The sequence below is a fragment of the Roseateles aquatilis genome (assembly GCF_002205645.1).
In the GTDB taxonomy this organism is placed as follows: Bacteria; Pseudomonadota; Gammaproteobacteria; order Burkholderiales; family Burkholderiaceae_C; genus Roseateles; species Roseateles aquatilis.
In genome coordinates this window covers 50,814-61,437 of record NZ_NIOF01000022.1, presented here as the reverse complement: position 1 = coordinate 61,437, position 10,624 = coordinate 50,814, and the positions used below count along the sequence as shown (strand labels likewise).

The 10,624-nt window shown below is 64.5% G+C and carries 12 protein-coding genes; 9 read left to right on the top strand and 3 right to left on the bottom strand.

Annotated features, from left to right (window positions below):
• Positions 1-233 precede the first annotated feature (233 nt).
• The gene (locus tag CDN99_RS26875) at positions 234-527 is read right to left on the bottom strand and encodes a helix-turn-helix domain-containing protein (RefSeq protein WP_012202393.1); all 294 of its coding nucleotides are present in this window, start codon (positions 525-527) and stop codon (positions 234-236) included.
• A gap of 216 nt (positions 528-743) precedes the next feature.
• Between CDN99_RS26875 and CDN99_RS26870 the strand changes: the two genes are divergently transcribed.
• From CDN99_RS26870 to CDN99_RS26820, 9 genes are all read left to right on the top strand, one after another.
• Positions 744-1,091 (top strand): DUF2958 domain-containing protein, encoded by a 348-nt coding sequence (locus tag CDN99_RS26870; protein WP_012202392.1) that lies wholly within the window; start codon positions 744-746, stop codon positions 1,089-1,091.
• 343 nt (positions 1,092-1,434) lie between these two features.
• Positions 1,435-2,208, top strand: a complete 774-nt coding sequence (locus CDN99_RS26865) for a DUF2285 domain-containing protein (protein ID WP_012202391.1) — start codon at positions 1,435-1,437, stop codon at positions 2,206-2,208.
• A gap of 83 nt (positions 2,209-2,291) precedes the next feature.
• Positions 2,292-2,582: a helix-turn-helix transcriptional regulator gene (locus CDN99_RS26860; protein ID WP_016451569.1), complete on the top strand. Its 291-nt coding sequence runs from the start codon at positions 2,292-2,294 to the stop codon at positions 2,580-2,582.
• A 26-nt stretch (positions 2,583-2,608) separates the two neighbouring features.
• Positions 2,609-3,466 (top strand): replication initiator protein A, encoded by an 858-nt coding sequence (locus CDN99_RS26855; protein WP_012202390.1) that lies wholly within the window; start codon positions 2,609-2,611, stop codon positions 3,464-3,466.
• Positions 3,467-3,719: 253 nt separating this feature from the next.
• Entirely contained in the window at positions 3,720-4,358 is a 639-nt protein-coding gene (gene parA / locus CDN99_RS26845; protein ID WP_012202389.1) for a ParA family partition ATPase, read from the top strand.
• A complete protein-coding gene (locus CDN99_RS26840) occupies positions 4,355-4,630 on the top strand; it encodes a hypothetical protein (RefSeq protein ID WP_012202388.1) in 276 nt (91 codons plus the stop codon). Before parA ends, CDN99_RS26840 begins: the two co-directional genes overlap by 4 nt.
• Positions 4,627-5,184 (top strand): DUF2840 domain-containing protein, encoded by a 558-nt coding sequence (locus CDN99_RS26835; RefSeq protein ID WP_012202387.1) that lies wholly within the window; start codon positions 4,627-4,629, stop codon positions 5,182-5,184. Before CDN99_RS26840 ends, CDN99_RS26835 begins: the two co-directional genes overlap by 4 nt.
• The gene (locus CDN99_RS26830) at positions 5,181-5,768 is read left to right on the top strand and encodes a S26 family signal peptidase (protein WP_012202386.1); all 588 of its coding nucleotides are present in this window, start codon (positions 5,181-5,183) and stop codon (positions 5,766-5,768) included. The genes CDN99_RS26835 and CDN99_RS26830 overlap by 4 nt, the downstream gene beginning before the upstream one ends.
• A 448-nt stretch (positions 5,769-6,216) precedes the next feature.
• On the top strand, positions 6,217-8,199 hold the full coding sequence (locus CDN99_RS26820; protein WP_033945451.1) for a relaxase/mobilization nuclease domain-containing protein: 1,983 nt from the start codon (positions 6,217-6,219) through the stop codon (positions 8,197-8,199).
• A 76-nt stretch (positions 8,200-8,275) separates the two neighbouring features.
• On the opposite strand, the gene CDN99_RS26815 is transcribed toward CDN99_RS26820, so the two are convergent.
• Positions 8,276-9,697, bottom strand: a complete 1,422-nt coding sequence (locus CDN99_RS26815; RefSeq protein WP_428148544.1) for a heavy metal sensor histidine kinase — start codon at positions 9,695-9,697, stop codon at positions 8,276-8,278.
• Entirely contained in the window at positions 9,681-10,373 is a 693-nt protein-coding gene (locus CDN99_RS26810; protein ID WP_012202383.1) for a heavy metal response regulator transcription factor, read from the bottom strand. Before CDN99_RS26810 ends, CDN99_RS26815 begins: the two co-directional genes overlap by 17 nt.
• Between the last annotated feature and the right edge of the window lie 251 nt (positions 10,374-10,624).

Here is a 10,624-nt window from a genome sequence, read left to right as displayed (position 1 = left end):
TCCATGGCGCGGGGTGTTGGTTTTTCTTTCATATCGAATAACGATAACGAAATTCGATATTTTCACGATGCGCTGTCTTGACTTTTAAGACAGTTGCTCACGCCTTCGCGCCTGCGGCGCTGCGCGCGTCGCTTGCTCCAGGGGATCGGCGCAAGGCCCATCCCCGCCGCGCTGCACTTGGCGCCCCTTGAACACCGCCGAACCGGCTTGCGCCGGATCGGCCGGGCCAGCGCCTACGGCGGGGCCGCCGCTGCGAGCTGGCTTTCAGCCTCGCTCATTAGCACTGCCGTGCTGCATTCGAGCGCGCCAGCGATCTTGAAAATGATCGCCAGCGTGGGCATGTGCTCGCCGCGCTCGATCTTCCCCATGTGGGAACGCTCGATGCCGGCCTGGTGTGCCAGCGATTCCTGCGCGATGCCGCGCTCCATCCGCAGAGCACGCACCGCCGCGCCGAAGGCGTGGGCCAGCTCGGCGTCATGGGTGGTGGAGCCGGCCGGTCGGCCGCGCTGGACGGTTCGCTTCTGCATAGACAGAAGCGTCAATTCGCAGCACAATTAAAACCACGTTATCTTTAACTCATTCATTCCGAATCAATCCTTTTTCGTGCTTCTACGTCTTTACAGAAATACGCATTTGCGGTTTTTCACGGAAGCACAAAACCGAATCCGTGCATTTCCTCAAATCCGCCGATACGGCTTTACGCTTTCACGCTTCGGTGGATTTGTTCCAAGAAAGGGCTGCCCATGAACCGACTCATCACCGAGGACGAGCGCAGGCAGTTGCTGGCCCACGGCCAGAATCGCGCCGCTGGCGGCTCCATCGACCCGTTGCCCGTGGTGCGGTTGTTCACGCCGGACGCGCATCTCACTTGGCTGCTGGCCGCGCTCGATCCGGCCGATGGCGATACGGCCTTTGGCCTGATCGACCTGGGGCTGGGAATGCCCGAGCTGGGCACCGTGAAGCTGTCCGATCTGGAATCCATCGTCGGGCCACGCAAGCAGCCCGTGATGCGGGATCGGTATTTTCAGGCGGCACGCCCGCTGTCGGAATATCTGCGGCTGGCCCAGGAGAATGGTTCCATCCTCGATTGAACCGTTCGCACTGCGGCCAAGCGGGGCGTATTGGGACTATTTCAGTCTTATTCCAGACCTGTCCGGTCTGAATCCGCACTCTTGCATTCAACCCGTGCTGGTGTGACCCAATCAGTCACGATCTTTTATGCGGGTACGGGCACGGTGTTTTGTGCCGCATGACGTTGTCGGGTCGGGCGGTCGTCGCATTCGGACGGGATTCGCAATACACCGGAGCCAATCAGTCTTGACACCGCATGTTACATGCTTGAATTGATGCAGATGATGGTTTTGATCTGGATGCGATAGCTTCGTTTTGATCGGCCCGTGGCGACGTTCCTGCTGTTCGACAGGAGCTTTCGTCATGGTCAGCCCTCACCATTTCCCGCACTGGTATCCCACCGCCGCCTACCTCTACGTTCTGCGGCTCGATGCACTCGCACTGGCCTGTGAGTACCTGCGGCGCCATCCCGACTACCGGCTCGACTGGCTGCACCGTCATCGCCGGCCGCAGGCGGCACAGCACGCGGCGCATCGCTGGGGCTTACGCCTGCTGGAAGACCCAGCCTTGGATGCGCGCGACGCGCATCCGGCCTGGCTCCCCGGCCATGCCGGCGTGGTGCAGCTCTACCCCGATGCCGACCCACCGCAGAATGCCACCGCCTTCGCGTTCTGGCGCATCCCTGGTCACAAGCAATTGATCCACGATGGCAAGCGGCTGGTGCTGATCGCGCGCAGCCCTGGCCATTGCCTGCGCTTCGCGCTGGCACCCGGCCTGGAGGACGGCATGGCTGTCGCCTATGCCCATCACGGCGGTGCTGCCGCACCTGCACGCGGCCATGCGCCCGGTGCGGCGCTGGCCAATGCTCGGCCCCGGCCATCGCATTCGGCCTTGCTGGAACTGCACACCTTGCAGGCGCTCGACGCAACCCTGGCGGGTGCGTCCTTGCGCGATGTGGCCGAAGGCTTGTTCGGCGTGGATGCCGCAGCCGGTTGGTACAGCGACGGCGGCCTGCGCTCCAAGGTGCGCCGCCTGACGCGGCGCGGCGATGCGCTGATGCGCGGCGGCTATCGCCGCCTAGCACAGCTTGCGCCGCTTGAGAAGGGTCGTTTTGAAGGCCACGCAAAACGACCCTGAGCAAGAGAGCTTCATTTTCTGAGACTGCCTCCATCCGGTTGCGCTGTGTGGCCGGAGCCCTGCAACCGATGGAGGTTCTCACCATGCGTCCTGCTCCCTTGCGGCCTGCCGCCGCTCCCGCAACCACCTCGGCCGCTGTCGCGCAACCGCAGCGTTATCTCACCAACGACGAAGCCGCCGACTACCTGCGACTGTCACCGCGCACGCTGGAAAAGCAGCGCGTGCTGGGCGGCGGCCCCAAGTTCCGCAAATTCGGCCGCCGCGTCATGTACGCCGTGGCCGATCTCGATGCCTGGGCTTCCGAGCGCAGCTTCGAGAGCACATCCGATCCCGAGTACGCCGAGCAGCATTCGGCGGACAGCCGTGCGCGCTGACCGCTGGCGCGCGGGTGGCTTTCGCCATGTCCAGCCCTGCGCTGCCGTCCCGGCAGCGGCTCGTGCCAGAGCGCGAACAGCTCGACCTGTTCCGTGCCCTGCCGGGCGACATGGCGCCGCGCGACAGCCAGGATTTGATGGCCTTTCCGTTCTTCTCGCTGGCGAAGTCGCGGCGCGTGGCGCCGATCGACTTCCGCGCCAGCGGCATCACGATCCGCGTGGAGGGAACGCAGGAGCATGGCATCGCCACGATTTGGGATGCAGATGTGCTCATTTGGGCGGCTTCGCAGATTGTGGAGGCGCGCGACGCGGGCTTGCGTCCATCGCGGCTCATGCAGGCCACGCCCTACGAGATCCAGCGATTCATTGGGCGCGGTACGTCGCTGCGCGACTACCAGCGCCTCAAGGCGGCCTTGGATCGCCTGCAATCCACGACGGTGGCCACGTCCATTCGGGAGACCACGGGAAGACGGCTGCACCGCTTCTCGTGGATCAACGAATGGAAGGAACTGGCCGATACCAAGGGCACGCCCTTAGGGCTGGAGCTGATCCTGCCGGACTGGTTTTACGCGGGCGTCATGGATGCCGCGCTGGTGCTGACCATCGACCCAGCGTATTTCCGGCTCACGGGCGGCATCGAGCGATGGCTGTACCGGCTGGTGCGCAAACACGGCGGGCGACAGCCGGGTGGTTGGCAATTCGATTTCCGACACCTGTATCGGAAATCGGGCAGTGCCACGCGCTTCTCAGACTTCGCCTACGACCTGCGCGCACTGGTCGCGCGGCAGTCGCTGCCCGGCTACGTCCTAGGCATCGAGCGGATGCCGGACAACAGCGCCGAGCTGCTGACCTTCCGGCCCGTGCCGTTCGCGGCACGGGGATAAACGGTGCGCAGCTTGTGGACGGGCTCGTGCTATCAGGAGTACGAGGTATCGTGCTATCGGGAGTACGACTCTCGTGCTATCAGGAGTACGGATCGGCCGCAAAGCCAATAACGGCGCGGGTTTCGGCCTCCCCTAACTTCCCTAACTTAAAACATCTAACTGGTAGTAGAAGCGCCGCACCTCGGTGGAAAACCGCCACGCGGCGCGAAGCACAGCGGCAACAACCGGGCTTTCCAACAGGGAGGGCCAGGCCATGATCGTCGCGCTGCTCAACCAGAAAGGCGGCGTCGGCAAAACCACGCTGGCTACCCACATCGCTGGCGAGCTGGCGATGCGCGGCCAACACGTCGTGTTGCTGGACGCCGACCCGCAAGGCTCCGCGCTGGACTGGACGCAGCGCCGCAGCCAGCAAGGTTTGCCAAGGCTGTTCAGCGCCGTGGGCCTCGCACGCGAAACGCTGCACCAGGAAGCGCCAGAACTCGCCAGGCGGGCCGATCACGTCGTCATCGACGGGCCGCCGCGCATCGCCGCCTTGGCGCGCTCCTCGCTGCTGGCGGCCGAGCGCGTGCTGATCCCGGTGCAGCCCAGCCCCTACGACCTGTGGGCCAGCGCCGAGATGGTGGCGCTGATCCGCGAGGCGCAGGTGTTTCGGCCTGCGCTGCGCGCGGCCTTCGTCATCAACCGGCGCGTGAGCACCACGGTGATCGGACGCGAAGCACGCGGCGCGCTGGCCGAGCAGCCGCTTCCTGCGCTGCGCGCGGAAGTGCATCAACGCATCGTGTTCGCCGACAGCGTGGCTGCTGGCCGGCTGGCACGCGAGACGGCGCCGGACAGCGTCGCCGCGCGCGAAATCACCGCACTGGTGGACGAACTGCTGCGGTGGCCGACATGAGCAGCCCCGCCAGCAAGCGCACGACAAAGCGCGTCGGCATCGGCGCGCGTCCGCCCGCGAATCCGCACGCCGAGGCGTGGATTCGCCAGGGCGACGCCGATGCGCTGGGCAAGGGCGACCTCTACACCGCACGCCTGACGCTCGACATCACGCCCGCAATGCGGGCGCGCATCAAGGTGTCGGCGTTCACGCAAGGCGTGACGGTGGCCGAACTGCTGCGCGGCCTGCTGGAGCGCGAGTTTCCAGAACAACGCAGGGAGAACACACCATGACCGCATCCGCTTCGTCTGCCCCCGCGCCTGTTGCCTTCGCGGCCACGGCTGCACCGTCGCCGCCACTCCTAGCACACGCGACGGGGCCAACATCAACGCCGCTAACGCGCGTTTCGCTGGCCTTCCTGGAGCACCGTTTCAAGCTCTACCTGCGCTTCGGCGAACCGGCGCGCACGCTGCGGCTCGACCGCTGGCGCAGTCTCGCCGTATTCATGCCGAATGCCATGTTCTGCCGCATTCGCTGGCAGTCCACCGACTACGGCACTGTTCGCTGGCAGCTCATGGTGATGCAGGCTTGCACGCCGCTGGACGCGGCGCAGCGCATCCCCGGTGTGCAGCCGGGCGCACGCCTGCTGCTGCACACCGAGGGCGAGAACCAGGTGCGCGCCGTGCTGGAGCGCATCGACGCCATCGAGGCGCTGGGGATCGCGCCATCCGCCGCTTCACCCGCGTACTGGCGCACGCTCGCCAACCGGCTCGCTGCGCGCCTGCCGCTGCCCGAATACACCGCCGAGCGGCACGCCGGATGGCTCATCGGGAGGGCGCTGCCATGACCGCCGTTTCGACTGTCGGCACCGCGCCGCGTCCTCGCTCACGCCTGCGCGCTCGCATCGTGCTCGCGTGCCTGTCTGCCTGCGGCCTCGCTGCGCTGGCCTGGGCGTCCTTCGTGCATCCGCTGCCGCGCATCATCTACAACCCGTCCGACAGCGTGGCGGTCGGCTGGTATCGCGTGGAACCGCTCCACCAGCGTACCGACTCGCTGCACCAGCCTTTGTCCGTTGGCAGCATCGTCTTGACCACGTTGCCGGCAGACACCGCCGCGCTGGCCGCGCAGCGCCGCTACCTGCCGGCGCGCGTGCCGCTGCTCAAGCGCGTGGGCGCCGTCGCGCCGCAAACGGTGTGCGTGTTTGATGCGCTGGTCTGGATCGACGGCGTGCCGGTGGCCGCCGTGCTGCCCGCCGACCGGCTGGGCCGTCCGCTGCCTTCCTGGCGGCAGTGCCGCCAGCTTCGGCCTGGCGAACTGTTCCTCTTGAGCGTGACCAACCCGGCGTCGTTCGACAGCCGGTATTTCGGGCCGGTCAGCGCATCCGCCGTGATCGGCGTCGCGCATCCGATCTGGCTGGAATCCCGCCCATGATGGCCGTCGATTCGCTGCACGTTGCCATGCATCTCATCGTGCCATCGGGCGTGTCGTCCTGCTGGTCGTCGCCGTGTCGTCGCGCGTGCAGTGCGGGTGCATTCGCACCGCACTTCGCGCTGTCTCCGGCGCAGCCGTCCAACGTGCAGGCGTCTTGCCTCGAACGCGCCCGGCCTGCGGCCGTATCCGCGTTCGCCGGCGCGCTGGCTGCTGGTGCAGCAGCGCCACCGGGCCGCGATTGCCGGGAGCGGATGCGGGAGGCAAATGCGGAAGGCAAGACAAAAGGACGCGGCACCGGGCCGCGTCGAAAGCCTGTCTGCACGTGGGGGTGGCGCGGCACGGAGCGGCTTTGCCGCCGTGCCGCTTGGGGCGCGAAGCCCGCGCCGATGCAGTCATGTCCACGTGCTTCGCACGCCCGGACACGCCAGAGCTTGCAGGGAGCCCAGCCATGACCAACCGCCGCGATGACGATTTCCGCATCCGCCCCAGCGCCCCGAAGAACCGGGGCCAGGGCTTCGTTTCCAAGGTGCTCAAGCAGGCAGGAAAGGCCAGCAGCGGCAAGTCGGCGGTGCGCCGTCCTGGCGGCAGTGGCAAGGGCGCCGGCATCGGCCAGCGGCCCGGCTCGCGGCTGGGACGCGGCCACACGGCGGCGCGCTTCGCGGGCGCGAAGCTCACGCCCATGTCGCGGCGCGTGACCATCAAGACGCTGCTGGTCAATCAGCAGCGGGCCAGTCCGCAGTCGCTCGCCAAGCACCTGCGCTACATCGAGCGCGACGGCGCCGGCCGCGACGGCGAGCCAGGCCAAGCCTATGGGCCGCAGACCGATGCTGCCGGCCTCGACGCCTTCAAGGAACGCTGCGCCGACGACCGGCACCATTTCCGCTTCATCCTCTTGCCGGAGGATGGCGCGGAACTGGACGACCTGCGCACCTACACGCGGCATCTCATGGGCCGCATGGAAGCCGACCTGGGCACACGGCTGGAATGGGTGGCGGTCGATCACTGGAACACCGACAACCCGCACACCCACTTGATCGTGCGCGGACGCGACGACACCGGCAAAGACCTCATCATCGCGGGCGACTACATCGCCGATGGCTTCCGGCATCGCGCGTCCGAGCTGGCGACCGAATGGCTGGGGCCACGCACCGAGCTGGAGATCCAGCAGACCTTGCAGCGTGAAGTGGATCAGGAGCGATGGACGAGCCTGGATCGCACGCTCAAACGCGAACTGGGCGACGATGGCTTGGTGCATGTCGAACGGTTCAACGAACCGCGGCTGCAACGCCAGCGCCTGCTGCTGATCGGCCGCCTGCAACGCTTGCAGCGCCTGGGCCTGGCCGACGAGATGCAGCCGGGCACCTGGGCCGTCCACGCCGATGCCGAAAAGACGCTGCGCGCCCTGGGCGAGCGTGGCGACATCATCCGCACCATGCAGCGGGCCATGCGCGGCGAGCCGCGCGAGCTGGCGGTGTTCGAGGCGGGCGACGATGGCCGAACCATCCTCGGCCGCGTGGCCGCGAAGGGGCTGGCCGACGAGCTGCGCGACCGGGGCTATCTGGTCATCGACGGCGTGGACGGCAAGGCCCACTACGTCGCGCTCAACACCCGCGACGAACTGGCGAACTATCCGGCCGGCGCGGTGGTGGAGGTGAAGGGATCGGCCGATGTGCGCGCGGCCGACAAGAACATCGCCGCGCTGGCGAGCGATGGCCTGTACCGCACCGACCACCACCTCGCCATCGCGCAGGGTCAGGCCATGCCCGGCCGCGATCCACAGGAAGTCGTCGCAGCCCATGTCCGTCGGCTGGAAGCCTTGCGCCGCGCCGGCATTGTGGAGCGCGTGGCCGAAGGTCTATGGAAGGTGCCGGACGATCTGCCCGAGCAGGGCCGCCGCTACGACGCGCAGCGCCTGGGCGGCGTGGCCGTGGAGCTGAAATCGCACCTGCCCATCGAGCGGCAGGCCCGAGTGATCGGGGCCACCTGGCTCGACCAGCAGTTGATCGGCGGCGGCTCGGGTCTGGGCGACCTGGGCTTTGGCGGCGAGGCCAAGCAGGCGATGCAGCAGCGCGCCGACTTCCTGGCCGAACAGGGACTGGCCGAGCGGCGCGGGCAGCGCGTGATCCTGGCGCGCAACCTGCTGGGCACGCTGCGCAACCGGGAACTGGCACAGGCCGCGAAGGACATTGCCGGCGAAACCGGCCTGGAGCATCGCCCGGTGGCCGATGGGCAGCGCGTGGCCGGCATCTACCGGCGCAGCGTCATGCTCGCCAGCGGGCGCTACGCGATGCTCGATGACGGCATGGGATTCAGCCTAGTGCCGTGGAAACCAGTGATCGAGCAACGGCTAGGTCAGCAACTTGCTGCCACTGTACGCGGCGGTGGCGTGTCATGGGAGATTGGACGGCAGAAAGGCATGTCCATCATCTGACGAGCAACCTGCTTCCGACGAGTCGAAACTGCGCCCATCCACGATCTGCATTCTCCCGCAATGGCGAGAGGCCAACTTAAGCGATGCGAGGCAGCGTTAGATCAAATTTAGTCGCTGTATCGCTGGACGTTGCCTGCACATGTCCACCATGAGCTTCGGCAATTGATTTGACGATGGCCAGCCCTAGCCCTGCACCTGCGTTCTTTCGTTGGCGGGCAGGATCTACTCGGAAAAAGCGATCGAATAACTTCGGCAGATCAGCCTCCGAAATTCGCTCGCCCGGATTTTCGACACTTATCGTTGTCCATCGCTCATCTTGCGCCAAAGCGACTGTAATACGCGACCCATAGGGAGTATGACGGATTGCGTTGGAAAGAAGATTGTTGAGCGCCCGCAGCAACATCTCACGATCCGCTCGTATTGGTTCGGCAGCACCCTTTGCGTAAAGTGTGATGTTGCGGTCTTCAGCTAATGCCTCGAAGTAGTCAAACAAACCTCGGATCAACTCAGCCAAGTCGATTTCGCCGAGGCGGAGATTTCGAGGGTCATTTTCCGTTTGAGCTAGAAACAACATGTCGCCGATCATGCGACTCATGCGATCAAACTCCTCCAAGTTGGAGTAGAGGATCTCCCGATATTCCTCTGCACTGCGGGGTTGCCCGAGCGCCACATGGGACTGCGTAATCAGGTTGGTAACGGGTGTACGCAACTCGTGCGCAATGTCGGCGGAAAAGTGCGACAGGCGGACAAACCCTTCCTCGATTCTGGCCAGCATGTCGTTGAAGGCGACCACAAGTTCAGCCAGTTCTATAGGTACGTCCAGAGGATCAAGTCTCACATCTAGCTTTGAAGAGCGGATCGTGCGAATCTCCTCGTTGACCTTGCGGATTGGAAGGTGGCCCCATTGCACGGCCAGCCAAGCCACCCCGAGCGCAATGCAGAGAACAAGGCAGGTCGCCCACCAGAGCATGCGCTTGAACTCTGCCAAGAAATCGAGATGAAAGCCGATGTCCATGGCAGCGACGATGCGGTAGCCAGGTGCCGCCGAATCGTCGGCAGGCAGTTGTAGCGCCACACCTCGATAAGACCTCTGATTCTCTTGCCACACCGTCAAATCGTCGGCGGTGATGCGGTTGACCAACTTTTTGCTGCTGGCAAGTTTCGACAGGTCAGGACCCGGCGTGGCATAGATGGTATTGCCCGGCCGATCATAGACACCATAGGTCATCCCATGATGTCCTGCCACTGCATTGGCTAAATGCTGCCGCAACTCATCTTTGTCCATGTCATTAGCGATCTGTCGCAACGGCTCTGCCAAGGCCGTGACCACTGCGTCCAGTTCATGGGCGTCCTGTTGGGCAAAGTGGTGCTCCAGGGATCTAACGACAACCCAGTTGAACGCTAGAAATACCAAGGTAGTGGCAATGCCAACCAGGGCCGTGACCCTCAATGCAAGCGACGCGGGACGGCTTCGCCGTGGCTTATGGCGCGAGGTCATCATCAGGCGCATCGAGCGTGTATCCCATGCCACGTACAGTGTGGATGAGCTTTGGATTGAACGCATCGTCGATCTTTGCGCGCAGACGACGGATGGCCACATCAATGACGTTGCTGTCGCTGTCGAAATTCATGTCCCATACCTGAGACGCAATCAACGAACGCGGCAGAACTTCACCCTGTCGGCGTGCCAGCAGTTCGAGCAACGCGAACTCCTTGCTGGTGAGATTGATGCGCTGACCAGCGCGCGTTGCACGTCGGCGCGGCAAGTCCAGCACCAAATCGGCAACTTGGATGCGATCAGGCTGGCTCGGAGCGCTTCCGCGTCGCAGCAGCGTCCGCACCCGCGCCAGCAATTCCGAGAACGCGAACGGCTTGACGAGATAGTCGTCTGCCCCCAGTTCCAACCCCTTGACGCGGTCATCTACGCTGCCACGTGCGGTTAGAAATAGCACAGGGACTTGTTTGCCAGCATCTCGCAGCGAACGCACGATGCGCCAGCCATCGACATCCGGCAGCATGACATCCAAGACCACCAAATCGTAGGTCTCGCTCATGGCCAAGTGGTGTCCGTCCAATCCGTTACGCGCCAGATCCACGACGAACCCTGCCTCCATGAGACCTTGGCGGACGTAATCCGCCGTCTTGTTCTCGTCTTCAACGACCAACAGCTTCATCGCATGCCCCATGAAATCGCTGCGGCGTAAGGAATTTTGCCGCCCACGATGCCCCATTCATCTGCTTCTTAGGGGCAATGTAATAGTCGCTTCCTGCCACGAAGATGACGCGACCATTACATGAATGTAATCCAAGGGTCATTCATCCGAAAGTGGTCACTCCATAGCATGACCTCCATGCGTCGAACCGTGCCGCCCAAGACCAAAGGCGGCTCTAAAGACGACTTTCAAGTTATCTATGGAGGATTTCA